This window comes from Dysgonomonas sp. BGC7 (genome assembly GCF_001261735.1).
Classification (GTDB): domain Bacteria; phylum Bacteroidota; class Bacteroidia; order Bacteroidales; family Dysgonomonadaceae; genus Dysgonomonas.
The window spans coordinates 289647-316478 of record NZ_CVRP01000009.1; the positions used below are offsets into that span (position 1 = coordinate 289647).

Below are 26832 nucleotides of genomic sequence, written 5' to 3' on the forward strand. Positions count from 1 at the left end.
ATTATTTCCTCCTTTCGGCTTAACCTAAGCCTCCACTTCGGGGAAGTGGGAGGGGCTTGTATAGATAAATGTTTTAATATCAGCTATTGATTCGCATTCTTTAAAATGGTGTCGGCAATATGTAATGCACTCAGTATTGAGACACCTGCACCACAGCCTTCTTTAATTCCGTTGAACCCTTCCAGAATGGCTCCTGCCACATACAGATTCTCTATTGGCCTGCCATTTTTGAGACCATTAAAACTGCTATTCGTTTTCACTCCGAAAGATTGATAACCTTGCGTATCGAACATATTAGTTCTATACCACTCTTGCCTGTTGTTAGCATATGATGTGTCGAGTCCGAATACAGGTTCATATATAGAGTCTTGAGTCGCTATTAGGCCTTGGCTAAAGTAGCTTCCTGTGGCCAATACGACGTCCTTTCCTGTAAAAGGGATGTCTCCGTGATTGTATGAATAAACTTTTTTTACCAGATTGTTATCTATTTCTGCTCTTTTCACACTGTCGCCAAGCATATATACTCCCCCCGATTTGATGAAGAAATTGTGTAAATATTGTTGCGTATGTATTCCGACGATGGATGGAGGCAGAGTCGGTATCAGGACGAACGGCTTATCCACTTCTTTTTTTATAATTTCTATAGTGTCATCATCGAGCCCTAAACATGCCGGAAAAATGATTGCGTCGCAATCCGCACTCTCTCTCTTCAATAGTTGGGTTAATTCTGATAAATTATTTTTCTTATCGAGGACTCTTGCAATATTTGTCGAGCGCATCTCACTAGGATTTCTTCGCAAAAGATCGAGATCGGGTAGGTTGAATAAATGAATATTGCTTTCTGTTCCCAGTTTGAGAAATTCGTCTGCAATAAATCGTGGATAAAAATCTAAAAATCCTATAGGGTTGAATATTGCAACTCTTTTCCAAGGTAGCTTATCCTTGCTTTGGCTTGTTGCAAAGTCGGCGGAGCTCAACCAGGTCGATTTTAGATTACCCATTGGAGTAACTCTATAATGATTTTCTTTAGCAGAACCTTGAACAGGTACTCCTATCTCTTGTAAGTACTTTTGTGCAAAAAGAGCTAACTCAGAAAATCTTTCTTCTCCAAGCTTCGCATATGGATGGTTTGGGTAACTTTCTGTAAGACTTTTTATTGCAGAAAGCGGACTTGTGACCTCTGTGCCATCAGGCAAGGTGTTTAAAAGATCATAAGATCCTGATGAAAAGTGAAGTGCACTTTGTCCCGAAGATATTATTACGCAACGTTGTCCTTGTTGCGATAAACGAATACCACAAATTAGTCCGGCTAATCCGCCTCCTATGATGATAGTGTCAAATTTCATTAGTCTTCGTTTTTTTGTAAACTTAATCCGCAAATGCTCTCGTATACCCAACTTGTATATTCACTTTCGCGCAATGTATCTCCCCATGCCACGGGATGTACTCCTTTCCATCGTTCGTTAAGAAAAGACGCGATATCAGCTTTTGCTCTTTTTGTGCAGAAAGAATCGGTGTCACCCATTACTCCCGCAGCTCTGCATGCGCATAGTTCTCCTTGACAGGTTCCCATACCTACGCGGGTTCTGCGTCGTAAGTCGACAAGGCTTTTCACATTAAGTTCTTTCAAAGCATATTTTACTTCTCCCACCGAAACTTCTTCACATTCACATACCAAGCTATTGTCAAAAAGAGTGTTCGAAGAAAGTCTTTCTGCCATATCTCCGTGTCGGTAGCTCGCTGACTCTCGTTGGGCATGTGGCAACGAGATTATTTTTTTATTTATATCTTCTATATTCTCTCTCGAACCGGGTAGATTTTCGGTCGCTGTTGTACATTGTTGATTTACATTTAGTTTCTCGCAGATCAGATTTGTAGTCCATTCTGCCATTAGTCTGTATGTCATTAGTTTACCTCCGGTTATAGTAATGTATCCGTCTAATCCATCTCTCTTTTTATGGTCTAGCAATACAATACCTCTACTCACATTTCGTCCGGTAGGATCATTGTCGGCAGCCACTAAGGGTCTTACACCTGCATAGGCACGTAGTATACGTGTTCGGTTTAATTTTGGAGCCAGTTTTTCCCCTTCCCGTATGAGCAAGTCTACTTCTTCGGGAGTTATAACCATATTGTCTATCTGATCGTAAGGTATATTGCTCGATGTTGTTCCAATCAGAGAAATAGTATCGCCTGGAACTAGAATATCGGCATCGGCAGGTTTTCGGCATCGGTTGAGTACCATTCCGTTCACTCTGTGTCCAAATATAAGAAGAGCACCTTTTGCCGGAAGCATTTTTATTTTTATTCCTGCCAATTCTGAAATATGTTGCCCCCATATTCCTCCGGCATTGACAATGACGGAACCATATATTTCTTTTGTTTCTTTCGTTTTGTGGTTCAAAACTTTTACTCCGACAACTCTGTCTTGTTCTATTATCATATTTACCACCTCGTGGTAAGTCAGTACATCTGCTCCGTGCGCTTTGGCATCTATCATATTGGATGCAGTCAGGCGAAATGGATCTACTGATCCGTCCGGAACTCTGACAGCCCCAAGTATAGCCGTATTGGCAGAAGGTTCTAATAATAATGCTTCTTTAGGATCTATAATATTTGCCTGAATTCCTGCTTTTAAACAGGCTTCTACAAATTTGGGCTGATAATTTATATCATCTTCGGGCAGTGTTAAGAATAGTCCGTCTGTTTCTTCTATGCAATGGCTGGCTATTCTTTTCAGAATCATATTTTCTTTAATACATTCTTCGGCAGACTCCATATCTGTAACTGCATAACGAGCTCCACTATGTAATAGCCCATGATTGCGTCCGGTGGCTCCGGTGGCTATATCATAGCGTTCTATTAATAGTGTGCGTAACCCTCTTCGGGAACAGTCGCGAGCAACACCGGCTCCTGTAGCTCCTCCACCAATAATAATTACGTCAAATGGATCTGAATGGTTTGTTAATCCCATACTACTTATTTTAATGAATGTATTGTGATGCAAAATAACGAATATTTCGAAATATATCAAAATTAAATCGAAATAAAAATGAAACTTTTGTGCTGTTTTTCTTTTGTTTGGTTAAAAAATAAGGATGTATAGGAGTGCTGCTAATATGCTTCCGCAAATAGGAGCTATGACGGGGAGCCATGCGTAACCCCAGTTACTGTCTCTTTTGCCTTTAATGGGCAATATAGCATGTGCTATTCTAGGCCCTAGATCTCGGGCTGGGTTTATGGCGTACCCTGTAGTTCCGCCCAGTGACATACCGATGGCAACGATAAGTAAAGCTACAGGTAGAGGGCCTGCTATTTCAGCTCCGGCAGCCATCAATACACCAAAAACTAAAATGAATGTACCTATAATCTCACTTGCCAAATTAGGAATGAGAGATTTTATGGCAGGGGCAGTGCAAAATACTCCTAGTTTCGCATTCGGGTTTTCTTCTTCATCGAAGTGAGGTTTGTATATAAGATACACCAAACATGCTCCGACTATGGCTCCCAGCATTTGCGCAATAATATAGCCCAATACACTTCCTTTAAACTTTCCGGCTACGGCCAAGCCTATAGTCAGAGCGGGATTGAGATGCCCTCCTGAGTAAGGGGCTGATATGTAGGCGGCCACAAAAACAGCCAACCCCCACCCAAAGGCTATGACTACCCATCCCGAATTATTTCCAAGTGTTTTTTTTAGAGACACATTGGCGCATACTCCGGCTCCAAAGAGTATAAGAATGGCTGTGCCAATGAATTCGAATAGAATATCCTGCCCCATGATATTAGTGTTGGTTAATTTGCTAATCTTTTATTTTGCCCACGATCGTGAGCGATAAACGGCATCTGCCCACTTCCTTTTTGCTAGTTGCATGTCTACTCCCTTGTCTGGGGTAAATTGTGTTTCTATGTGCCATTGCTGCTTTATCTCATCTATATCAGTCCAGTATCCGACAGCCAGACCTGCTAGGTATGCAGCGCCTAGAGCTGTGGTTTCTGTTGTTTGAGGGCGTATCACGGATTGTCCTAATACATTGGATTGAAATTGCATCAATAGGTTATTGTTCGCTGCACCTCCGTCTACTCTCAGTTCTTTTAGCCCTACTCCGGCATCGAGAATCATGGCATTGATAACGTCCATGGTTTGATAGGCTATGCCTTCCAGTGCGGCTCGGGCTATATGTGCCGAAGTTGTACCTCTGGATATGCCGACAATGGTTCCACGTGCATACTGATCCCAGTAGGGAGCGCCTAGTCCTGTTAGTGCCGGAATGAAATATACATCGCCACTATCGGGAACTTGCATTGCAAGCTGTTCTATTTCGGAAGAAGAGTTTATAATTTTCAATCCGTCTCTGAGCCATTGTACTATAGCTCCTCCTACAAAGATGCTGCCTTCCAAGGCGTAGGTCGTTTTTCCGTTCAACCGCCAGCCTATAGTTGTTATAAGATTATTTTTAGAAAATACGGGCTGCTCTCCTGTATTCATCAGGATGAAGCAGCCTGTTCCGTAGGTGTTTTTTACCATACCCGGTTCTACGCACATTTGTCCGAAGAGGGCTGCCTGCTGATCGCCGGCAATTCCTGCAATCGGAACTTTGGATGCAAATATTGTAGTTTTGGTATGCCCGTATATTTCGCTCGAATCACATACTTTCGGCAACATATTTCGAGGTATGTCGAATAGCTTTAGTAAATCCTCATCCCACTCTAGTGTGCTTATGTTGAAGAGCATTGTTCGCGAAGCATTTGAAACATCCGTAGCGTGTACCTCTCCTCTTGTTAGTTGCCAGATAATCCAAGAGTCTACTGTTCCGAATGCTAACTCACCTTTCTCTGCTTTGGCTCTGGCTCCTTCTACATTGTCCAGTATCCATTTTATCTTTGTTGCACTAAAATATGCATCAATGATAAGTCCGGTTCTTTCTTTTATGTAGGGAAGCAGTCCTTCGTTTTTTAGCTTGTCGCAATAGTCGGAGGTTCGTCTGTCTTGCCATACGATAGCATTGTAAATGGGTTCTCCTGTTTCTCTATCCCAAACGATGGTTGTTTCTCGTTGGTCGGTTATACCGATGGCAGCTATATTTTTCCCATTGATATTTATTTTTGTGATGGCTTCGGCGGCTACTGCTGCTTGAGAAGACCAAATCTCGTGCGGGTCGTGCTCTACCCATCCACTTTGAGGGAATATCTGAGTAAACTCTTTTTGAGCTACAGAGCATATCTCTCCTTTTTTATTGAAAACAATGGCTCTGGAGCTTGTGGTTCCAGCATCAAATGATAAAATATACTGTTCCATGGTTGTGATAGGTTTTGGTTGTTTTGTTATTGAGGTTTGTAGGGTACAAGCAAGTAGTTTTGAGCAAGGGTAACAAACTCTTTTGTTTGTTCCTTTTCCCACTCTTCGTTTTTCCCCATTTCTCCGGCCATTATTGTTGCTACTTTCGGAGCCATGTCAATTGCTGCTCTTGCATCGAGGAATAGGGCCCTGAGTCTTCTTGCTAATACATCCTCTACAGTTAGCGCCATTTCTTTGCGTACAGCCCATACGACCTCCGAGGCGGTATAATCGCATCTTTCGTGTAGTTTCTCGGCTAATTCCGGCTGATCTTGTTCCAGTTTTTTGATTTTTTCGAAATCACTTCCGTATACATAGTTAAAATTGGATCTGTCAACATTTTCTTTGTAGCCATGTATACGCAATAGTCTTGTCTTGCATTCTCTTTTTGGAAGATTTCCTATTTCAATGGCTTTGTTTACTACGTCTTCTGCCATATCGCGGTATGTAGTCCATTTTCCTCCGGTGATAGTGATAAGTCCGCTTTCTGATATGACTACTTTATGGCTACGAGATATTTCTTTTGTCTTTTGTCCGTCTGCACCTTTTTTTGGAGCAGCCAAAGGTCTTAAGCCGGCGAAAACAGAAAGGACGTCTTCTCGTTTTGGTTGTTTGGCAAGATACTGTCCTGCGGTTTTTAGTATAAATTCAATCTCTTCTTCCAAGGCTTTGGGCTCAAGTACGAACTCTTTTAAAGGAGTATCTGTAGTTCCTAGTACTACTTTCCCGTGCCACGGAACGCCAAACATTACTCGGCCATCGCTTGTCTTAGGTACCATTATAGCTGTGTCGCCTCCCAGAAAAGAACTGTCGACGACAAGATGAACCCCCTGACTTGGGCGGACGATATTGTCTTTTTCGGCAGAATCCATCTTCATGAGGTCGTCTACAAATATACCGGTAGCATTAATAACGGCTTTTGCCTTCAGGGTATAGTTTTCTTTTCCCACCTCGTCAAAAACAGTTACACCGGATATGTCGCCTTTGTCGTTTTTTGTAAGGTTGGTCACTTTGATGTAATTGGCGAGAGTGGCTCCTTGTTCTGCTGCTGTTTGCAAAAGATTTATAGCCATGCGTGAGTCATCGAACTGACCGTCATGATACACTACTCCACCTCTTAGGTTGTTTCCTTCGATCTGAGGAATTTCTTTTATTACCGACTTCTTGCTCATGGGTAGAGATCTGCCCAAACCGCGTTTTCCGGCAAGGATATCATATATGGTTAACCCTATTGTGTAGAATGGCTTTTCCCACCATTTGTAATTACCTATTATGAAGCGTTGGTCTTTTACTAAATGTGGTGCATTCTTTCTCATCAAGCCTCTTTCACGAAGAGCCTCTATGACCAGCCCTACATCTCCTTGTGCCAAATAACGCACCCCACCATGGACAAGCTTTGTGCTGCGGCTGGAAGTGGCTTTCGTGAAGTCCGCTTGTTCTAAAAGTACAACTTTGAAACCGCGGGAAGCGGCATCGACTGCTGCACCAAGTCCTGTAGCTCCCCCTCCTACTATTACTATATCCCATACGATAGAAGGGTCTGCTATTTGCTTTATATGATTATCTCTTTTCATCTTATTAAGTTTTTGATATATGTACAAAGATAATTAGTGATATGAAATAAAAAAACAAAATCGAAACTTATTTGATGTTATTAACAGCTTTATTGCTGTTTTGTGAACTATTTTTTATTAAATATGAAACTAAACGAAATAAAATTGTTTTGTTTATCCTTTTTTGATTGTTTTTATATTTAAAGACAGAAATATGGAGGTGATACATGTAAGCTGTTTAGTGTTTATGTGTTTTGTTCCTAAATTGTGATAGAAGAAGTTTTTAGATAATTGAATGTTTTATTAATGCTTTTTTTATTGTTTCGAAGAGTAATTATTTTGTATCATTTTTAGTAGGTGATTAAAAAAAATGTATCTTTATCCTCGAAAGATAGAAATGTTGTTAAATAGAAATTAATATATAAAACAATAGTATCTGTATAATTCATTATAATTGCCGATCAATTATAAATTAATTAATTATAGTATGGGAAATATCGCAAAACGGCATAAATTAATACTAGAGCAGTTAAAGAAAGACGGGTATGTAAAGGTACAGGAGCTTAGCGAGCTAATGCAGGTTTCGGAAGTTACAATTCGTAAAGATTTAAAATATCTGGAAAGTAAGAAGCTATTGTATCGCAATCATGGAAGTGCAAGTAGCCTGAGTTCCATAATTTCTGATAAGCATATAGATATAAAAGAAAAAATGCATATGGAAGAGAAAGCTCAGATAGCGAAAGCTGCAAATGGGCTTTTGGAAGCGAATGATAAAATTATTATAGCATCAGGTACTACCCTTCTTGCATTTGCTAACGAAATAAATGTAAATGAAAGTATCACGGTTATTACTTCTTCGGTTAAGGTATCTTTGGCTTTGTGTTATAATCCTAATATAGAGGTGATTCAATTGGGTGGTATTATGCGGAAAAATTCTGTGTCTGTAATCGGATTTTATGCACAGAATATATTGGAGAGCCTTTCTTGCAATAAGTTGTTTCTAGGTGTAGACGGAATTGATCTTGACTATGGATTAACTACGAGCGATATGAGCGAGGCTCGTATCAATCAGCAAATGATTGAAGCTTCTCAAAAAATAATAATTATGACAGACTCATCTAAGTTCGGAAAAAGAGGTTTCTGTAAAATTTGTGATTTTGAAAAAGTTCATCATATCATTACCGACAGAAATGCTCCGTCCCATATTATAGATGCCATTCGCGAGCGTAACATAGAAGTTACTCTTGTATAAGAAGATATAAAAAGGAGGAGAGAGGCGTATTGTTAAGATGCGCCTCTCTTTTTTTGCAAGGATTCGTCGATACAATCTCTCTATCTGTCGATTATTGTTGTGGTTGTTATTGATTCAGGTTAACATTGCTTTGTTTTTAATAAATCGGTGAAGCAATGAATATAAATAAACTCTTTTATGCTGTTTTGTGCACTATATGTATGCTTTTTGCATCGTGTGGAGATAGCGAAACTGTGGATGAAATCATTGTTGAAGATGGTGGAGAAGAAGGTGGCTCGGAAGTTGTTATAGATGATGACTTTAAAACTAATACAAAAGACACAGTATTTACAAATGCCGTAAAAGTTGTATATAGCGATAGCGGGGTAGATATTGTGAACCCGTATGTAAATGAAGGTGTTTCGATAACTGAAACACATGGAAACGTGGTCGTTACTTCTACTAATACTACCGTAGAGGTCAATTACGTATTATCGGGAAATACAAAAAGCGGATCGCTAAAAATATATAGTGATTATAAATTCGGACTAGGGCTTAATGGTGTTGATATTATCAGTGCTGATGGCCCTGCAATCAATATTCAATCCAAGAAAAAAGTTACAATAACTCAGGTTGGTGGTACATCTAACAGATTGGTGGATGGAGATATTTATACTGCATTCGGAGAGGAAGATATGAAGGGTACTCTTTTTAGCGAAGGTCAGTTGAATTTCGAAGGAAGTGGAAGTTTGCTAGTGTATGGTAAGTATAAACATGCCATTTGTAGTGATGATTACATACGGGTAAAATCGGGAACAATAAAGATTGCAATAGCCGCTAGTGATGGAATACATGCTAAAGATTATTTTAGGATGGATAATGGTGTTTTGGATATAAAAGCATCTAGTGATGGTATTGATTGTAGCGACGGATATATTCGTTTAGATGCCGGCACAGTGACAATAAATAGCGCAGATGATGGTATAGTTGCTTCTTATGAAGAGGACGACACTTCAATTACTCCTTATATATTGATAGAGAATCCAACAATAAATATTACTACCACAGGGCAAAAGGCTATGGGAATTAAAAGTGATAAAAGCTCGGTAACAATAAATAACGGAACAATAAATATTACCACAAAAGGTGTAGCTGCTAAAGGGCTGAAAACAGGGGGTGATGTGAATATTACAGGAGGAAATATTAAACTTATAACTTCGGGCGATGCTTTTTATGATACGAGTGATAATGATATATCTTCCGCAGCTGGTGTGAAGAGTGATGGTAACTTTGTTTTTAGCAATGCTACTTTAGATATTTCCAGTTCGGGATCGGGAGGAAAAGGTATTAGTGTCGATGGCGAGCTTGTTGTAAATTCAGGGACGATAAAAGTAGTTACTACAGGAGGACAATATAAATATGGCTCAGACGACACTGCGGCTAAAGCAATAAAGAGTGATGGAAATCTGAGTATAAATGGAGGTAATATAACTATTAAGACTTCCGGAGTAGAGGCTGAAGGGCTGGAAAGTAAAAAGATACTGACTGTAAACGACGGAACAATAGAAATAGAAGCATATGATGATTGTATCAATGCCTCGAATCATATACAAATAAACGGAGGCAATGTTTATTGCTATAGCGAAACTAATGATGGTATAGACTCTAATGGAACGTTAACTGTTACTGGGGGTGTTATAGTCTCTTCAGGTGCAAAATCGCCGGAAGAGGGTTTCGACTGCGATAATAATACCTTTAAGATAACAGGCGGAATTCTTGTAGGTACGGGCGGAGCTACCAGCAATCCTACTTCAAGTGTTTCTACTCAATATTCTTTGATATACGGAACAACCGGAACAGCAAGCGAGATTATTCATATAGAATCTGCTGCCGGAATAGGCGTTCTTACATTTAAAGTTCCACGTACATATTCTCAGATGACACTACTGTTTAGCAGTCCGGCTATGGCTGCTAATACGAATTATACGATCTATAAAGGTGGTAGTGTTTCGGGTGGCTCTAATTTTCATGGGCTATATACGGGGGCGACATATACAAAAGGTACTTCAGCAACAACATTTACGACATTAAACATAGTTACCACAGTAGGGACTACCTCCGGACCCGGAGGGCGTCCTTAAAAATTCGATTTTAGAGATCAATCAATATTGGGCTAGCTGTGAAGCTGGCCCAATGTGTTTTATGATATTCTTTAAAATAAATAAAAGCTGTTTCTTAAGAAAAGAATTATAGCTAACTTGCAGCCGATTTTAACAAAACCTTTATTTGTAAGGTTTATATTTGAACTAAATAGCTGTCGATGAATGATTTTATTATTTTAATTAAGCGTTTTATACCTCCATATAAAAAGCAGGTCGCGTTAAATATCTTCTTCAATATATTGAGTGCAATACTCAATGTGTTCTCTTTTGCTCTTATTGTACCTATTCTCAGGATATTGTTCAAGGTAGATGAGAAGGTTTATGAATATATTCCAATGGATTCGTCTAGTATATTTAGCTTTAAGGTGCTGGAGAATAACGCATACTATCATCTTACACACGTTATGGATACTCATTCGGGCGGGATGGTATTGCTCATGTTAGGGGTGATTCTTGTTGTCATGACAGGATTAAAAACGCTTGCGACCTATCTTAGTGGTTATTTTATAATAGATGTTCGTACCGGTGTCGTACGTGATATTCGCAAGCAAATAAATGATAAAATCCTTTCTTTGCCTCTTAGTTTCTTCTCTAATGAAAGGAAAGGAGATATTATTGCTCGTATGACAGGAGACGTTGGCGAAGTGGAAAACTCAGTAATGAGTTCTTTGGATATGATAAGCAAGAACCCTATTATGATTCTTATATATCTGGGAACAATGCTTGTTATCAGTTGGCAACTCACCATTTTTGTACTAATTCTCCTGCCCATAGCTGGATTTATAATGGGCAGAGTTGGTAAAAGCCTGAAACGTAAATCCGTAGAGGCTCAGAATTTTTGGGGGCAACTTATGTCGCAGATAGAAGAAACTCTTAGCGGATTGCGTATAATAAAGGCTTTTAATGCAGAGCAAAAAATGACAGATCGTTTTGATAAAGCTAGTAATATCTTCCGCGATATGTCGAACCGAATAGCTCGCCGCCAACAGATGGCACACCCGATGAGCGAACTGTTAGGTACAATTACAATCGTATTGGTGCTTTGGTTTGGAGGTTCTCTTATTCTTGACAGTAGCAGTACAATTGATGCCTCACGCTTTATATACTATCTTACTATATTCTATTTGATTATCAATCCTGCAAAAGATTTGTCCAAGTCTGTCTATGCTATTCAGAAAGGTATGGCTTCTGTCGAGCGTATAGATAAGATACTAAAGGCTGAAAATACTATAACTAACCCGACAAATCCTAAAGCAATTCCTTTCAATAGAGATATTACATATCGTAATGTACGTTTCAAGTATGAAACTAACTGGGTGATAAAAGATGTGAGTATTACCATTCCTAAAGGGAAGACAATCGCCTTGGTAGGACAATCGGGTTCGGGAAAATCGACGATGGCCGATCTTCTTCCTCGTTTCTATGATGTAAACGAAGGAGGAATATATATTGATGATGTAAATATCAAAGATGCTAATGTTCATGACTTACGTGCATTGATGGGTAATGTAAATCAGGAGGCAATACTGTTTAACGATACGTTCTTCAATAATATCTCTTTCGGAGTAGAAGGTGCAACTTTAGAACAAGTAATTGAAGCAGCCAAAGTGGCAAATGCACACGACTTTATAGAAGCGACAGAAAACGGATATGATACAAGTATTGGCGACAGAGGAGGTAAACTGTCTGGAGGACAACGTCAGAGAGTAAGTATCGCTCGTGCTATTCTTAAGAATCCTCAGATATTGATTCTTGATGAGGCCACTTCTGCTCTCGATACCGAATCGGAAAGATTGGTGCAAGATGCTTTGGAAAAACTAATGAAAAATCGTACAACACTCGTTATTGCTCACAGGCTGTCTACTATAAAGAATGCCGATGAGATTTGTGTAATGCATGAAGGTGTAGTTGTGGAAAGGGGGCATCATACCGAACTTTACGATATGGACGGATATTACAGAAAACTTTGTGATATGCAACAATTCTAAACTATGGGGAAAAATAAGCTGGCCAAATTTGCGAAAATGGAAGAATATCCACATGTATTCCAATATCCTTTTGCTACTTTACAAGAAAAGGGCTTTGAAATGAAAGGACGTTGGAATGAACTGTTTTTCAAAAATAATAATCCGATAGTTCTGGAGCTAGGTTGTGGAAAAGGAGAATATACAGTAGGTCTAGGTAAACTTTTTTCTGGAAAAAACTTTATAGGTGTCGATATCAAAGGAGCCCGTATGTGGACAGGGGCTAAGCAGTCGCTTGAAGAAGGATTGAATAATGTTGCTTTCCTTCGTACTCATATCGAACTTATTACTCACTTTTTTGCACAGGGAGAAGTGTCTGAAATTTGGATTACTTTCCCCGACCCGCAGATGAGTAAAACAAGCAAGCGTATGACTTCTACCCGTTTTATGCAGCTCTATCGTAATATTCTTCCTCAAGATGGTATTATTCATCTTAAGACAGACAGTAATTTTATGTTTGTTTATACAACAGAAATGGTAAAGAGTAATTCTTTACCTGTGCTCTTCGAGACCGATGATTTGTATAATTCGGATTTGGCTGATGATATTCTTAAAATTCAGACTTTTTACGAACAACAATGGCTTGCTCGTGGTTTAAACATAAAATATATCAAGTTCTTGTGTCCCGAAAGAGATACTTGGATAGAACCTGAGATAGAGATAGAGAAAGATTCGTACCGGAGTTTCGGACGAAGTAATGTACTTAATCAATCAACTAAAAATGGCTAATATATATCCCAAGCTAATTCTTGATGCCTTACGCAATGTTCGTTATCCCGGTACCGGAAAAGATATTGTAGAAATGGGCATGGTTTCCGATGATATACATATCAACGGAATGAAAGTAAATCTTTCTATATTGTTTGAAAAACCTAACGATCCGTTTATCAAATCTGTGATTAAGGCAGCTGAAACAGCGATTCTTACCTACGCAGACCCTAATATAGAAATAAAAGGCAACATAGAGGCAAAAACAACACAGCCGGAACAGCCGAAATCAGCAAAGTTATTGTCTGATGTGAAGAATATAATTGCAATATCTTCAGGAAAAGGCGGTGTTGGTAAAAGCACGGTCTCGGTTAACCTAGCTGTTGCTCTTGCCAAGAAAGGTTATAGAGTAGGGCTGCTTGATGCGGATATCTTCGGACCATCACTTCCTAAGATGTTCGACGAAGAAGAAGCACATCCCTACCTCGAACCCATTGATGGAAAGGAATATATTATTCCTGTAGAAAAGTATGGGGTAAAGATGCTCTCTATTGGTTTCTTTGTAAACAAAAACGATGCTGTCGTTTGGCGTGGTGCTATGGCAGGCAATGCTCTTAAGCAGTTGATCGCTGATGCTAACTGGGGTGAATTAGACTATTTTTTAATAGATTTTCCACCGGGAACAAGCGATATACACCTCACTTTGGTGCAGACACTGGCGATAACAGGAGCAGTGGTCGTGAGTACACCACAACAAGTAGCATTGGCAGATGCACGTAAGGGTATAAATATGTTTACTAACGATAAAGTTAGCGTTCCTATACTTGGGCTTGTAGAAAATATGGCATGGTTTACTCCTGCCGAACTTCCGGAAAATAAGTACTATATTTTTGGAAAGGATGGAGCTAAAGAATTGGCCGAAGAGATGGGAGTCCCTTTGCTGGGGCAGATACCAATCGTGCAAAGTATATGTGAAGGAGGAGATAAAGGTGTGCCTGTAGCTCTTAACGAGAATACGATAACGGGCATGGCATTTGATCATCTTGCAGATAATTTTGTAGCTTCTCTGGAAAAGCGGAATGAAGAGTTAGCTCCTACTCAAAAAGTGGAGGTACATAATAAATAGAAAGATATCATTGCATATATATGTATAAAGCCCTATTTTTATAGGGCTTTATTGCTTTTATCTTTACATCCTATATTTTCCCCTCTAAAGCAAACTATATGAACAATCAGAGAATGAAGAATCTTATACTAACTCCGTATTTTATTTGCGGGCTTCTTGTGCTTGTCTTAAACGATTTCTATCTTAAGCATGAATATGGGAATTTTATGACAGGAAAGCTTTCTGATTTTGCAGGGCTGCTCATCTTTCCTCTGTTTATTGCTACTATATTACCTAAAACAAAAAAGTATATTTCACTGATTACAGGTATAGGCTTCTTCATTTGGAAATTGCCACTATTTACACCTGTCATCGATTTGATAAATCAAGTGCCGTTTATTTCAATTTATAGAGTGATAGATTATTCAGACTACATAGCCTTGCTTATATTACCTATAAGTCATTATCTTATAAATAGAAAAGAGGATGAGGCTATTATAGAACATAGTTCCTTGAAGGAGGTGTCGAGGTATGTATTGCTGGGTACTGCTTTCTTTGCATTTTGCGCAACATCTATGCGTCCTTTAATGGAAATACCAAAAGGGACAATATATATAGGTGAGTCCTATAATATAAAACTACCGAAGGACTCAGTGATTAGTTCAATCAAATTACTTGGCTATAATTGCGATTTTTATAAAGTAGACTCTATTTCTTATCGTAGTGAGAGTTATTATCAAACAGATAATATAATTCGCCGTTACAATGATACTATCATATTTGATACTATTGCAAATGTGAAATATCAATTAATGGAGATAAACCCTAATAAAACCAAACTCACAATAATTAATGTGACTCTATCGAGAAAGGGACAGATTCAAGATTGGAAAGAGCTCAGGTCTTTAAGTAAGCGTTACGATGAATGGCTAAAAGATAACCTTATCGAAAAAATAAAATGATGAGGCTACGGGAGGTAAGAATACCAGCTTAAAGTATAATAACCCTCTTATTATTTCGTATCTTTGCCTTGTGTAATATCAGTTTTAATCTAATAATCTACTTATATGCAGCTAATTGACGGAAAAGCCATTTCGGCGCAGATAAAAAAAGAAATAGCAGAAGAAGTTTCTCAAATAAAGGCAGCCGGAGAGAAAACTCCACATCTGGCTGCAATTCTTGTAGGACACGATGGGGGAAGCGAAACTTATGTTGCCAGTAAAGTGCACACCTGTGAAGAAGTTGGTTTTAAATCGTCTCTAATTCGTTTCGAAGATAATGTAAGCGAAGAAGAGTTGTTGGCTTGTGTCGACCGCTTAAATAAAGATGCTGATGTAGATGGTTTTATTGTTCAGTTACCTTTGCCAAAGCATATATCGGAGCAAAAAGTTATTGAAGCCATTGATTACAGAAAGGATGTAGATGGTTTTCATCCTATAAATGTAGGACGTATGTCAATAGGCTTACCTTGTTTTGTCTCTGCTACTCCTGCGGGCATTCTCGAACTGCTCAAACGTTATGAAATTCCTACACAAGGTAAACACTGTGTGGTTCTTGGGCGAAGCAATATTGTAGGCAAACCGATGGCAAATCTTATGATGCAAAAAGGATATCCGGGAGATGCAACAGTTACTGTTTGCCATAGTAAAACTCCTGATATTAAGGATATTTGTCGTAGTGCAGATATTATTATTGCAGCATTAGGGGTTCCCGAATTTTTGAAGGGAGATATGGTAAAAGAAGGAGTTGTGGTCATAGACGTAGGTACTACCCGTGTGCCTTCTACTGAAACAAAATCAGGGTTTAAGCTGAAAGGCGATGTTGCTTTCGATGAGGTAGCTCCTAAAGCTTCTTATATAACCCCTGTACCGGGAGGGGTGGGGCCTATGACGATTATCTCTTTGATGAGAAATACATTGCTAGCTGGTAAAAAAGAAATATACAAATAACCTTACATATAAAGCCTCTTGGATAAATATTGTTCAGGAGGTTTTCTTTTTTTATAACATAGATTCTACTATTTGGCGTTGATTCTGAAAATATTCTTTCCGTAACAACTCTCCCGACACCGAGATTAAGGACGAGAATCTGATTAATGCCTTAATCCATGACTTGTGTTTCTCACATATTTCGGGATTTATACATGATAAATGATCGACGCAATATACACCTACCGATGAGGCTTTTAAATTGGCTCCTTCAACATATGTATAAGTGCAGTCGAATGAAATATGGCATATGTAAATATCAATTTTTTTCTTGTGAATGGTAAGGCCGGTCGAAGCACACTTTTCCAAGTCATTTATCATCAATAAAATATCTCTTTTTATGTGAGCAATATCTTCATGGGTAATAATTCCTAATGTGTGGAAATATTTTGCTATCTCAATATAATCTATAAATGCTTTTTTATCCAGAATTACTATCGAGTCGATAGTCTGCATACTTGAAGCTGCCTTTTTCTGAATAGAAAATAATTCTTCAGGTATTTCTATGCTAAGCAGTTCTTTGGGAGTTATTCCGTTGTTGAGTTGATAGAGTAGAACGTAAATGTATATTCTGGAAAGAGATGCATACTTGAATATAAACTCTTGAGGTAATGCTCTGTATGCTCGGCACGAAAAGCTCTTTGGGTCTTTTCTTACAGCCTCCATCGCCTTTATTATTTGTGTTATCATTCGATGATATCCCTTTACTGGATCTTCGTTGTGGGCAGCATTCAGATGGAAAGTGAATATGTCCTCTTGTTTTGTCCCCGACAGGATATCTAATGAGATACCTAATTTTCTAGAGATTTCCACAGCTTCTTCCAGGGAGAAAGGTATTTCACCTCTTAATCGACGATATGCAGCTTCTTTACCAATAGATATAATTTCCATTAATAAAGCTACAGTTTCTCCTTTGCGGGGAGTTACACTTTTCAATTTCTTTATTAAATCTTCATTTATGGAGTTCATGCTTGCATAAGATTTTAGGACTATATCATTCAAACAATAAACGGCAACTCCGATGGTAAGAGTATTTAACTCTGTTATCGGAGTTGTCTTTTATAGAAGATAAAAGTAGTTATTATTGTTTGATAAACAAATCCTAATATCAGGCAAAGCCCTAAAGAAGTCCTTCCTTATTCAGCCATAGCAGTCAATGTTCCTTTGCTTTTTAGATTCTCCATTAAGAATTTATCTCCATCTTCCAGATCTACTATTGCATATTTGCCTACACCACATATTTGCATTTCGTCTAATACATCTACCAGATTTTTGAAGTTCGATTCTTTTGTTGGTTTTATAAGAACTATAGCCCCATCTTTAGATCTGTTTACTTCTGCCAGCTTCATTTTAAAAGACTCTTCTGATATCTCTTTCCTGAACCGTTTTGTTTTCAGGTCTTTTATTTTGGCGTAGTTAGCAGTGTTTTTATCAATAAGCATATCCCGTAATCCCACTGTATTTGTTTCTTTCAGAGAAGCATAGTCTTCATAGTTAGCTTTTCCTTCATAATAGTAAACTTTATCATGTTCTCCTAAGATTACAGTAACAGACTTCTTGTCCGATATTTTTTCTTTTGTATCGGAATCGGCCGGCATAGCTACATCCATTACTTGAGGAATACTAAGTGTTGTACAGAACATGAAAAATGTAATTAACAACATATTCATATCCACCATCGGAGTAAAATCGACTCTTAAAGTTTGTCGTTGTGGTTTGCCTTTTTTGCCATCGTTGCCACTATTAGTATCTATGTTAGCCATGATGTTTGATTTTTAATGGTTAAACTTCTGTTTTTACTCTATAGAGATAAAGTTTGTGGAAATTCCATAAATCAATTGTGCTTTTTTTAAGGAACAGTTATCTTTGTCGCTCATTCTTTAGCTGTTGCACTGTATGAAACATAGGTTATATCTGTTTGTAAGTATCTTTCTGTATTTTATTCTCATCTTTTTTGTAGGGAAAATAATCTTTATGCTGGTTAATGGTAGTGGTGATGGAATTATGAATATACCTGCTATCCTTTATCATGGTTTGCCTCTCGATTTGTCTATGAGCGGATATCTGACTATTATTCCTGCATTGATACTGATAGCTTCTATCTGGTTGAAATCTGAATTTGTAGCCCGGATATTTAATGTATATTATATCATCATATTACTTTCAATTGCTATTGTTACGGTTGTAGACATTGTTGTATATCCATATTGGGGATTTCATTTCGATTCTACAGTATTCCTCTATCTGCAAAAGCCTAAAGAAACTTTTGCCAGTGCTTCGGTTTTAGAAATGTTTGTAGGTCTGTTTAGTATATTGCTGTTCTTTTTTGTTGCCTATTTAGGTTATATATATGCTATACGTAAGCAGGTAATCAAGCTTGAAATACCTAAATCTATCTGGAAAACGTCAGTCATTTTACTTCTGCTTGCAGGTGCATTATTCCTTCCTATCCGAGGTGGTGTTACGGTGTCTACTATGAATGTGGGGAAAGCATATTTTAGTGATAACATGTTTCTTAACCATGCTGCAATCAATCCTGAATTCAATTTGATGTATTCATTCTTCAAATCGGATAATTTTGCCTCACAGTATCAGTTTTTCGATAAAGCGGAAGCCTCTGTCCTATTCGATAGTATAATGTATCAGCCTGAGAGTGATAGTGTCCAGCATTTATTGAATACCAACCGTCCCAATATTATATTCTTCATTTTAGAGAGTTTCTCTGCTAATGTAGCTTTAGATTCTATCGTTGCACCTAATATGAGCCGTTTTGCAAAAGAGGGAATTTTATTTAGCAACTTCTATGCAAATAGTTTTCGCACCGACAGAGGGTTGGTTTCTATTCTTAGCGGCTATCCGGCACATCCTACTGTAGCTATAATGAAATATCCTCAGAAAACAGAGTCCTTGCCCACAATTCCTAAAGCACTAAAAGATACCGGATATGGTTCTATGTCTTTCTATTATGGAGGAGATGCTGATTTTGCTAATATGCGCTCATACTTTGTAGGGGCTTGTGGAATTAGTGATGTGGTGTCTGATAAAGAATTTCCTTTAGCTCAGCGAATGACTAAATGGGGGGTGCCTGATGATCCGTTGCTCGAACGGGTTTATTCTGAAATTACAACCAAAGAGCAGTCTTTCCCTTTCTTCAAGCTGATACTGACTCTTAGTAGCCATGAACCCTTCGATGTACCTGTTACTCAGTTTGACGTTCCTTTTCTCAATGCAGTACATTATACCGACAAATGCTTAGGTAGTTTTGTCGACAAACTACGGGTAACTCCTCTTTGGGATAACACATTGATTATTTTTGTTGCCGATCATGCTATGCAATCTTATCCTGTTGGTATTAAAAATAATGAACCCGAACGTTTTCGCATTCCTATGATATGGACAGGAGGTGCAGTGAAGCAACCTAAGAATATTTCAGATTTTGGTTCACAGAAAGATATAGCGGCCAGTCTGCTTTCTCAGTTGGGAGTCAAATATCAAGACTTTAAGTTTAGTAAAGACTTACTTGGCGAAGGACGTAAGTTTGCTTTCTACTCTTATGTTAATGGTTTCACTATGACAGATTCTACCGGAACTGTGACCTATGACAACGATCGTCAGAGCATAATCCGTCAGTCGGGAAATCCGCAGTTGGAAAAAGATGCGAAAGCCTTCTTCCAAACCATGTATCTTGATTTGGGTAGTAGATAACCAATTGTTAAAACAGGGTGACAAACATGACACTTTTTGTCCATTTTTCTATTGTTGCTTTATTATCTATTCGTTTTTTCTCTTTATAGATAAAAGTGTTTTTTATTACATTAAAAATAGTGTAACTTTTTTTTCTTCTCGAAATAAGGTCGTACTTTTGCACACTAAATAAAATTGTATTTCGTAGTATTAATAAACCAATTCAATGAATTTTGTTGAAGAACTGAGATGGAGAGGTATGATTCAGGAAATCATGCCGGGTACGGAAGAACAACTGCAAAAAGAACTGACTTCAGGCTATGTAGGTATTGATCCTACTGCCGACTCATTGCATATAGGCCATTTGGTAAGTGTGATGATATTGAAGCACTTTCAGCGTGCAGGACATCGTCCGATAGCCCTTGTCGGCGGAGCAACAGGAATGATCGGTGACCCTTCGATGAAGTCTGCCGAGCGTAACTTGTTGGACGAAGCAACTCTTCGCCACAATCAGGAATCGATAAAGAAGCAACTTGCTAAATTTCTCGATTTCGAGTCTGATAAACCAAATGCTGCTGTATTGGTGAACAACTACGACTGGATGAAAGATTTTTCTTTTCTAGACTTTATTCGCGATGTAGGCAAACATATTACTGTAAACTACATGATGGCTAAAGATTCGGTAAAGAAACGCCTGAGTGGCGAAGCTTCGGAAGGTATGTCGTTCACTGAGTTTTCTTATCAGCTGATGCAGGCTTATGATTATCTCCACTTATATCAAACACACGGAGTACGCATTCAGATGGGTGGTTCTGACCAATGGGGCAATATTACTACAGGTACAGAGCTCATACGCCGTACAGTAGGAGGCGAAGCTTTTGCTTTGGTTTGTCCGCTGATAAAGAAAGCAGATGGTACTAAATTCGGAAAAACCGAATCGGGTAATGTGTGGCTCGAAAGACGCTATACTTCTCCTTATAAATTTTACCAATTCTGGCTGAATGTGAGCGATGAAGATGCAGAAAAATATATCAAAATATTTACTGCTCTTAGCAAAGAAGAAATAGAAGCGCTTGTGGAAGAGCAAAAGGCTGCACCACATCTTCGTCCGTTACAAAAACGCCTTGCAAAAGAAGTTACAGAAATGGTTCACTCCGTAGAGGATTACGAACAGGCGGTGGAAGCATCAAATATATTATTTGGAAATTCGACAGCGGATGCTCTGAAAAAGCTTGATGAAGAAACTTTCTTACAAGTGTTTGAAGGTGTACCTTCTTTCGAAGTTGCAAAGAGTGATTTGGAGGTCGGTATAAAAGCTGTGGATCTACTTACCGATAATGCTGCCGTATTCCCTTCGAAAGGAGAGATGCGCAAGACTGTGCAAGCCGGAGGAGTAATGATAAACAAAGAGAAACTGGCTAGCTTCGATGTTGAGATCAATGCTTCGTCCCTTATTGCTGGAAAATATATTATCGCACAAAAAGGAAAGAAAAACTATTTCTTATTGATAGTAAAATAAAATTATTATTACTTTTGCACCTGCAAAGGTAATACTGTCTCATGGTGTAATGGTAGCACTGCAGATTCTGGATCTGCCTGTCTAAGTTCGAATCTTAGTGAGACAACTTTTATAATATGAATGATCTGTATGTTATGAGGCATCAGATCATTTTTTTTGCTTCAATAGGCTATTGAAAATTCAGTCCTTAAAGTTGAAAATATCTTGTTCGTTTTCTAGCATATATTTCATGCATCGGTCAAACTCTTTCTTAATGGTGAGATTGAGATGCTTACTCCATTCGGGGTTGTCTTCATATCTTAAAAATGCGAATAAAGCTAGACAATATGCCCATTCATCAAATTTTAAGTATCCTGTGCTGTTATATCCCCATCTGTCACTCTGTTTGAAAAAATGAAATGAGGAATTTGCCGAAAATATTCCAAATCCAAAGAAAACAGTTGCCAAGTCTGTAAGGTATTCATCATTTTCGACTATTTTATCTTCTCCCAAAAGCTTGATGTGAGATAGTTCATGAGCAATTGTACCTATCAGGCTTTCCGGGTTGCTCAGGCACGTTTTATTTATTGATATCTCGTATTTTCCGTTCTCTTTTTTATCAAAATACAATCCGGCAGTATATTCTTGTTCTTCATCGTTTACTAAGAATATAGGAGGTTCGCCTCCATTAGCACTAAACTCAGTCATCCCCTCTGTGTAAAAATCAAGTTCTATATCGTCGAAATTAATCTGCATATTTTCTGATACGATCTTCAAAGCTCTAATGGCAGTTTCTTCCGAGTCATCCCACTTTATAGGGAAATCCTTATCTGAAGGTGTGAAAACCTTTCTGGTGTCCATTGGTGGCTCGGGAAAGGCTCCATTTAGAAAAAGAATATTGTTTTCAAAGTATTTTCTTTGTTCATAGTCCAACGGTTCATATGCCTTTTTTGTTTTGAAGATATTTTTGAACATAATATAATGATTTAGGTTATTCTGCTTCTTTCTAAATATAGTGTATTTCCTCTAATAGTGTAGTATAAGGCTATAAAAAATAAAGGCTGATCTTAGAGATCAGCCTTTATTTTTTATTTAATTTCGAAATCTTGTTTCATATCAATTTCCTCTCCATTATCGTCATAAAAATGGTACTCAAGAAAGGCTAGATTCTGATTAGGGATAATTTTTATACCCATTCCATATCTCCATTTCCATCTCCAGTTTAGTGAGATAATCCCTTGATTAATAAATGCTGCTACATACGGGTGTACGTGCAAAACAAATTTCTTAATATTCAGATCTTTCACAAGATAACTGATTTTCATTCGCAAGGTATCGGTAAATAATATAGATGGTCTTATTTCTCCTTTTCCAAAACAATTAGGACATGTTTCGGTAGTCGATATTTCCATCTCGGGGCGTACTCGTTGGCGGGTTATCTGCATCAATCCAAATTTACTCAAAGGTAAAATGTTGTGCTTGGCCCTATCTGCGCCCATTAGTTCTTGCATTCTTGTTATCAGTTGACTGCGGTGCTCTCCTTCAGTCATATCTATAAAGTCGATTACGATAATGCCCCCCATGTCTCGTAATCTTAGTTGTCTGGCAATTTCTTCTGCTGCTGCGGAATTCACTTCCCATGCATTGTTTTCCTGACCTGCTTCAGGGTTTTTCGATCTGTTGCCACTATTCACATCAATGACGTGTAGGGCTTCTGTATGTTCAATAATCAGATACGCTCCATTTTTGAATGTTACTGTTTTTCCAAATAGAGCTTTGACTTGTTTTGTTATCCCAAAATTGTCGAATATAGGAAGAGCTCCATCGTATAGTTTAACAATATTCTTCTTTTCGGGAGCTATAAATGTAATATAATCTTTTATCTGATTGGCTGTATCTACATCATTTACATGGATTTCCTGGAAGCTAGGATTGAATATATCGCGCAATAGAGCCACTATGCGCCCTGTCTCTTCAAAGACGAGTGTAGGTAGTTTGTTCTTTTGTATTTTGGGAAGATTATCTTCCCATCTTCTTACCAGGGTTTTTAATTCTGTGTCCAGATCGGCAACCTTTTTACCTTCGGCAACAGTTCTTACTATAACCCCGAAGTTCTTTGGTTTTATGCTTTGTATTAGCTGTCGCAAACGGGCTCTTTCTTCTTTCGATTTTATTTTTTGCGAAACAGATACTTTGTCGTTGAATGGAATTACAACGAGAAACCTTCCTGCCAGCGACAGTTCGGATGTTAGGCGGGGGCCTTTGGTCGATATTGGTTCTTTTGCTATCTGTACAAGAATTTCTTGTCCCGGTTTCAATACATCACTGATCGAGCCATCTTTGTCGATGTCTTGCTCCAGTTTCATCTTGGATATATTCGGGAATTTTTTCTTGTCTGTCAGAGCTTGTTTATAAAACCTGTCGACCGATTTGAATTGAGCACCTAGATCTAAATAGTGAAGAAAAGCGTCTTTTTTGTATCCTATGTCTACAAAAGCAGCATTTAGTCCGGGCATAAGTTTTTTTACTTTGCCGGCATAGATGTTCCCTACCGCATATGAAGCGTCTCTTCCTTCTTTTTGCAGTTCTACAAGCTTCTTGTCTTCTAGTACTGCTATTGAGACTTCATTGGGTTGGACATCGACTACTAGTTCGCTGTTCATAACTATAATTTAGGATTTTAAATAGTAAGATTATGAATACTATTATTCTAATCTTAAAAAGAATTGATCTCTATAGAGAGAAGTGTTATTCCTATATACACAAAGAACAAACCTAGAAATTAGACAATTTGTAAGTTTGTTCTCGTATATTCCTCTTAGAGAAAGTGAATAGACTTATTTTTTCTTTTTATGTCTGTTCTTTCTTAGTCTTTTTTTGCGCTTGTGCGTAGACATTTTATGTCTTTTTCTTTTCTTTCCGCTTGGCATGTCGTTTATATTTAGTAATTATTAATGTATATCAGATTATTACTTTCTAACTTGGATAACGAAAGTCTTGGCAGGTTTAAATGCCGGTATTGAATGTGCCGGTATAATGATAGTTGTATTCTTTGAAATATTACGAGCTGTTTTTTGAGCTCTTGTTTTTACGATGAAACTACCGAATCCTCTTAGATATACATTCTCATTCTTGCTTAGAGAGTCTTTTACTGCCTCCATGAATGATTCAACTGTTTTTAATACAGTGGCTTTGTCTATGCCTGTATTCTTCGCGATTTCGTTAACGATGTCAGCTTTTGTCATTTTCTTATTTATTTAAATTCAAAACAATTAATTTTTTGGACTGCAAATATATAGCTTTTTATTTACCTTTGAAACAAATAATTATCATTTTTTTTAAATGTTGAGGAAATTAACTATCAAATCCCCGGACTTGGAAATGAATTTTAACCTGTTGTAAATGAGAGAAAAAGAAAATTTGAGATTAAGCTCGGTGTTAACAACATGGTATAATGAGAATAAAAGAGACTTGCCTTGGCGCAATACTACAGATCCTTATGTGATTTGGATCTCTGAAATTATATTGCAACAAACCCGTGTAGATCAGGGGTATGCGTATTTTAATAGGTTTATGAAAGAGTTTCCTTCAGTAAATTTGCTGGCAGAGGCAGATGAGACTGAGGTGTTGAAACTGTGGCAGGGTTTAGGCTATTATAGTCGTGCACGCAATCTGCATGCAACGGCGAAGATCATTACGGATAGATATAATGGAGTATTCCCTGTAGATTATAAAGATGTTCTGTCTCTTAAGGGGATTGGAGAATACACTGCTGCGGCTATAGTCTCATTTGCTTATAATGAGCCTTATGCGGTGGTCGATGGAAATGTTTACAGGGTGTTGTCGCGAATTTTTGCGATTAATGATCCTATAGATTCTACAAGAGGAAAGAAGATTTTTTCTGAGTTGGCTCAGGAATTGCTGGATAAGTCTAATCCGGGATTGCATAATCAGGCAATTATGGAATTTGGAGCTTTGCAGTGTGTGCCTATGTCGCCGAACTGTGTGGTTTGCCCGGCTTCAGATATGTGCTTGGCCTATTCGCAGAATAAAGTAAGTAGCTATCCTGTTAAAGAAGGAAAGACAAAGGTGCGTAATCGATATTTTAATTATTTCGATATTCGTTGTGGCAATGAGATGTTTTTGCGCAAACGAATAGACAAGGATATATGGCAAAATCTATATGAATTGCCATTGATTGAGACTGACGCCGACTTGTCTATCGAAGAGTTGCAGAAAACGTTTGGGTTTAAGTCTTTCTTTGAAAATGCAAATAACCTGTATCTGAAGTTAGAAATAAGAATGAAGCATATACTTTCCCATCAGATTATCAATGCCGTTTTTTATCGTGTAGAAGTTGACAATATTCTGTTGTCGGATGATTATTTGAAGATAAAAATAGAAGGCGTTGATTCTTATCCCGTTTCGCGCCTTGTGCATAAATATATCGAAAGGCTATAACAATTTTTATTCTATACTTGTGTAAAACGTAAAACCACTTAACTTTGCATATAACATAAACAGTAATCGAAACATGGATAAAATATCGCTTATCATCCCTTGTTACAATGAAGAACAGGCTCTTCCTTTCTTGTATAAAGAAATTATAAAACTTGCTGAAGAAATGCCCGATCAGGAGTTCGAGTTTATATTTATAAATGATGGCTCTAAAGATAAGACACTGGATCTTATAAAAAGTCTTCAGTCTGATGATAGTAGAGTTCATTATGTTTCGTTTTCCCGTAATTTTGGCAAAGAGGCCGGTATATATGCTGGATTGCAGGCTGCTAAAGGTAATTACATATCGTTGATAGATGCCGATCTGCAAGATCCACCATCCTTGATAAAAGAGATGTATGTGTCTCTTACTACCGAAAGTTATGACTGTGTTGCTACCCGCCGTCTCGATCGTAAAGGTGAACCGCCCGTACGTTCCTTTTTTGCAAAACAGTTTTACAAGTTAATCAATAATATCTCGGATACTGAAGTTGTCGATGGAGCAAGAGATTTTCGCTTGATGACAAGGCAAATGGTAGATGCTATCCTCGAAATGAGTGAATATAACCGCTTCTCGAAAGGTATTTTCGGTTGGGTTGGGTTCAGTACAAAATGGATGGCCTTCGAAAATGTGGAAAGGGTTGCGGGGCAAACTAAATGGTCTTTTGTCGGTTTGTTTTTATATTCATTGGAAGGTATAATTGCTTTTTCTACTCGTCCGTTGTTGATTGCATCCTTATTTGGTATCCTGTTTTGTGTGATAGCTTTCTTCATGATTTGTGTGATTATAGCAAAAACTCTTATTTGGGGTGACCCTGTAGCGGGATATCCCTCTCTTATTTGTGCTATTTTCTTCATGGGAGGTATTCAATTATTTTGTTTGGGTATACTAGGTCAGTATTTGTCGAAGACATATTTGGAGACAAAAAAACGACCTATATATATAATAAAGGAAAAAGCATAACGATATGTTTTGTAATCTTTGGTTGTCAAATTAGGTAAATTTGGCAACTATTTTTTTGCTTTTAAAAAATAAAAGACTAA

The 26832-nt window shown here is 38.0% G+C and carries 21 protein-coding genes; 11 read left to right on the plus strand and 10 right to left on the minus strand.

Annotated elements, in window-relative coordinates; genetic code table 11:
- Positions 1-83: 83 nt before the first annotated feature.
- The 5 genes from glpB to BGC7_RS09720 all read right to left on the minus strand — a co-directional run bounded on the left by glpB (position 84) and on the right by BGC7_RS09720 (position 6912).
- Positions 84-1346, minus strand: coding sequence for a glycerol-3-phosphate dehydrogenase subunit GlpB (gene glpB, locus BGC7_RS09700; RefSeq protein ID WP_050701376.1), 1263 nt, complete (start codon positions 1344-1346; stop codon positions 84-86).
- A complete protein-coding gene (gene glpA, locus BGC7_RS09705; RefSeq protein ID WP_050701377.1) occupies positions 1346-2974 on the minus strand; it encodes an anaerobic glycerol-3-phosphate dehydrogenase subunit A in 1629 nt (542 codons plus the stop codon). Before glpA ends, glpB begins: the two co-directional genes overlap by 1 nt.
- Before the next feature lie 111 nt (positions 2975-3085).
- A complete protein-coding gene (locus BGC7_RS09710) occupies positions 3086-3781 on the minus strand; it encodes an MIP/aquaporin family protein (protein WP_050701378.1) in 696 nt (231 codons plus the stop codon).
- Between the two features lie 30 nt (positions 3782-3811).
- Entirely contained in the window at positions 3812-5299 is a 1488-nt protein-coding gene (gene glpK, locus BGC7_RS09715) for a glycerol kinase GlpK (protein WP_050701379.1), read from the minus strand.
- A 26-nt stretch (positions 5300-5325) separates the two neighbouring features.
- Positions 5326-6912, minus strand: coding sequence for a glycerol-3-phosphate dehydrogenase/oxidase (locus BGC7_RS09720; protein WP_050701380.1), 1587 nt, complete (start codon positions 6910-6912; stop codon positions 5326-5328).
- Positions 6913-7378: 466 nt separating this feature from the next.
- Between BGC7_RS09720 and BGC7_RS09725 the strand changes: the two genes are divergently transcribed.
- The 7 genes from BGC7_RS09725 (at position 7379) to folD (ending at position 16070) form a co-directional block, all read left to right on the plus strand.
- Positions 7379-8143, plus strand: coding sequence for a DeoR/GlpR family DNA-binding transcription regulator (locus tag BGC7_RS09725; protein WP_050701381.1), 765 nt, complete (start codon positions 7379-7381; stop codon positions 8141-8143).
- Positions 8144-8298: 155 nt separating this feature from the next.
- Positions 8299-10263, plus strand: coding sequence for a carbohydrate-binding domain-containing protein (locus BGC7_RS09730; RefSeq protein ID WP_082206615.1), 1965 nt, complete (start codon positions 8299-8301; stop codon positions 10261-10263).
- A 179-nt stretch (positions 10264-10442) separates the two neighbouring features.
- Entirely contained in the window at positions 10443-12272 is a 1830-nt protein-coding gene (locus tag BGC7_RS09735) for an ABC transporter ATP-binding protein (RefSeq protein WP_050701382.1), read from the plus strand.
- A gap of 3 nt (positions 12273-12275) precedes the next feature.
- Positions 12276-13037, plus strand: a complete 762-nt coding sequence (gene trmB / locus BGC7_RS09740; RefSeq protein WP_050701383.1) for a tRNA (guanosine(46)-N7)-methyltransferase TrmB — start codon at positions 12276-12278, stop codon at positions 13035-13037.
- The gene (locus tag BGC7_RS09745; protein WP_050701384.1) at positions 13030-14142 is read left to right on the plus strand and encodes an Mrp/NBP35 family ATP-binding protein; all 1113 of its coding nucleotides are present in this window, start codon (positions 13030-13032) and stop codon (positions 14140-14142) included. Before trmB ends, BGC7_RS09745 begins: the two co-directional genes overlap by 8 nt.
- Before the next feature lie 113 nt (positions 14143-14255).
- The gene (locus BGC7_RS09750) at positions 14256-15083 is read left to right on the plus strand and encodes a pepsin/retropepsin-like aspartic protease family protein (protein WP_185112969.1); all 828 of its coding nucleotides are present in this window, start codon (positions 14256-14258) and stop codon (positions 15081-15083) included.
- A gap of 105 nt (positions 15084-15188) precedes the next feature.
- Positions 15189-16070 (plus strand): bifunctional methylenetetrahydrofolate dehydrogenase/methenyltetrahydrofolate cyclohydrolase FolD, encoded by an 882-nt coding sequence (folD, locus tag BGC7_RS09755; protein WP_050701386.1) that lies wholly within the window; start codon positions 15189-15191, stop codon positions 16068-16070.
- Between the two features lie 51 nt (positions 16071-16121).
- On the opposite strand, the gene BGC7_RS09760 is transcribed toward folD, so the two are convergent.
- Complete coding sequence (locus BGC7_RS09760; RefSeq protein WP_050701387.1) at positions 16122-17078, minus strand: hypothetical protein; 957 nt, start codon at positions 17076-17078, stop codon at positions 16122-16124.
- A 167-nt stretch (positions 17079-17245) separates the two neighbouring features.
- Positions 17246-17872 (minus strand): ExbD/TolR family protein, encoded by a 627-nt coding sequence (locus BGC7_RS09765; protein WP_050701388.1) that lies wholly within the window; start codon positions 17870-17872, stop codon positions 17246-17248.
- Positions 17873-18005: 133 nt separating this feature from the next.
- On the opposite strand from BGC7_RS09765, the gene BGC7_RS09770 reads away from it, so the two are divergent.
- Positions 18006-19814 carry an LTA synthase family protein gene (locus BGC7_RS09770; RefSeq protein ID WP_050701389.1) on the plus strand — a complete coding sequence of 603 codons (1809 nt, stop codon included), beginning with the start codon at positions 18006-18008 and terminating at the stop codon, positions 19812-19814.
- A gap of 205 nt (positions 19815-20019) precedes the next feature.
- Positions 20020-21312 carry a tyrosine--tRNA ligase gene (gene tyrS, locus BGC7_RS09775; protein WP_050701390.1) on the plus strand — a complete coding sequence of 431 codons (1293 nt, stop codon included), beginning with the start codon at positions 20020-20022 and terminating at the stop codon, positions 21310-21312.
- Between the two features lie 180 nt (positions 21313-21492).
- On the opposite strand, the gene BGC7_RS09785 is transcribed toward tyrS, so the two are convergent.
- The 3 genes from BGC7_RS09785 to BGC7_RS09795 all read right to left on the minus strand — a co-directional run bounded on the left by BGC7_RS09785 (position 21493) and on the right by BGC7_RS09795 (position 24536).
- Positions 21493-22266, minus strand: a complete 774-nt coding sequence (locus BGC7_RS09785) for a hypothetical protein (RefSeq protein ID WP_050701391.1) — start codon at positions 22264-22266, stop codon at positions 21493-21495.
- A 113-nt stretch (positions 22267-22379) separates the two neighbouring features.
- A complete protein-coding gene (locus BGC7_RS09790) occupies positions 22380-23954 on the minus strand; it encodes an Rne/Rng family ribonuclease (protein ID WP_050701392.1) in 1575 nt (524 codons plus the stop codon).
- Positions 23955-24260: 306 nt separating this feature from the next.
- Positions 24261-24536 carry an HU family DNA-binding protein gene (locus BGC7_RS09795; protein WP_050701393.1) on the minus strand — a complete coding sequence of 92 codons (276 nt, stop codon included), beginning with the start codon at positions 24534-24536 and terminating at the stop codon, positions 24261-24263.
- Between the two features lie 157 nt (positions 24537-24693).
- On the opposite strand from BGC7_RS09795, the gene mutY reads away from it, so the two are divergent.
- Together mutY and BGC7_RS09805 are read left to right on the plus strand one after the other, a co-directional pair.
- On the plus strand, positions 24694-25752 hold the full coding sequence (mutY, locus tag BGC7_RS09800) for an A/G-specific adenine glycosylase (protein ID WP_050701394.1): 1059 nt from the start codon (positions 24694-24696) through the stop codon (positions 25750-25752).
- Positions 25753-25825: 73 nt separating this feature from the next.
- Positions 25826-26752: a glycosyltransferase family 2 protein gene (locus tag BGC7_RS09805; RefSeq protein WP_050701395.1), complete on the plus strand. Its 927-nt coding sequence runs from the start codon at positions 25826-25828 to the stop codon at positions 26750-26752.
- The last annotated feature ends 80 nt before the right edge of the window (positions 26753-26832 follow it).

Coding starts and splice junctions, on each gene's coding strand:
- glpB (WP_050701376.1), bottom strand. CDS start 1,346: ATGAAATTTGACACTATCATCATAGGAGGCGGATTAGCCGGACTAATT.
- glpA (WP_050701377.1), bottom strand. CDS start 2,974: ATGGGATTAACAAACCATTCAGATCCATTTGACGTAATTATTATTGGT.
- BGC7_RS09710 (WP_050701378.1), bottom strand. CDS start 3,781: ATGGGGCAGGATATTCTATTCGAATTCATTGGCACAGCCATTCTTATA.
- glpK (WP_050701379.1), bottom strand. CDS start 5,299: ATGGAACAGTATATTTTATCATTTGATGCTGGAACCACAAGCTCCAGA.
- BGC7_RS09720 (WP_050701380.1), bottom strand. CDS start 6,912: ATGAAAAGAGATAATCATATAAAGCAAATAGCAGACCCTTCTATCGTA.
- BGC7_RS09725 (WP_050701381.1), top strand. CDS start 7,379: ATGGGAAATATCGCAAAACGGCATAAATTAATACTAGAGCAGTTAAAG.
- BGC7_RS09730 (WP_082206615.1), top strand. CDS start 8,299: ATGAATATAAATAAACTCTTTTATGCTGTTTTGTGCACTATATGTATG.
- BGC7_RS09735 (WP_050701382.1), top strand. CDS start 10,443: ATGAATGATTTTATTATTTTAATTAAGCGTTTTATACCTCCATATAAA.
- trmB (WP_050701383.1), top strand. CDS start 12,276: ATGGGGAAAAATAAGCTGGCCAAATTTGCGAAAATGGAAGAATATCCA.
- BGC7_RS09745 (WP_050701384.1), top strand. CDS start 13,030: ATGGCTAATATATATCCCAAGCTAATTCTTGATGCCTTACGCAATGTT.
- BGC7_RS09750 (WP_185112969.1), top strand. CDS start 14,256: ATGAAGAATCTTATACTAACTCCGTATTTTATTTGCGGGCTTCTTGTG.
- folD (WP_050701386.1), top strand. CDS start 15,189: ATGCAGCTAATTGACGGAAAAGCCATTTCGGCGCAGATAAAAAAAGAA.
- BGC7_RS09760 (WP_050701387.1), bottom strand. CDS start 17,078: ATGAACTCCATAAATGAAGATTTAATAAAGAAATTGAAAAGTGTAACT.
- BGC7_RS09765 (WP_050701388.1), bottom strand. CDS start 17,872: ATGGCTAACATAGATACTAATAGTGGCAACGATGGCAAAAAAGGCAAA.
- BGC7_RS09770 (WP_050701389.1), top strand. CDS start 18,006: ATGAAACATAGGTTATATCTGTTTGTAAGTATCTTTCTGTATTTTATT.
- tyrS (WP_050701390.1), top strand. CDS start 20,020: ATGAATTTTGTTGAAGAACTGAGATGGAGAGGTATGATTCAGGAAATC.
- BGC7_RS09785 (WP_050701391.1), bottom strand. CDS start 22,266: ATGTTCAAAAATATCTTCAAAACAAAAAAGGCATATGAACCGTTGGAC.
- BGC7_RS09790 (WP_050701392.1), bottom strand. CDS start 23,954: ATGAACAGCGAACTAGTAGTCGATGTCCAACCCAATGAAGTCTCAATA.
- BGC7_RS09795 (WP_050701393.1), bottom strand. CDS start 24,536: ATGACAAAAGCTGACATCGTTAACGAAATCGCGAAGAATACAGGCATA.
- mutY (WP_050701394.1), top strand. CDS start 24,694: ATGAGAGAAAAAGAAAATTTGAGATTAAGCTCGGTGTTAACAACATGG.
- BGC7_RS09805 (WP_050701395.1), top strand. CDS start 25,826: ATGGATAAAATATCGCTTATCATCCCTTGTTACAATGAAGAACAGGCT.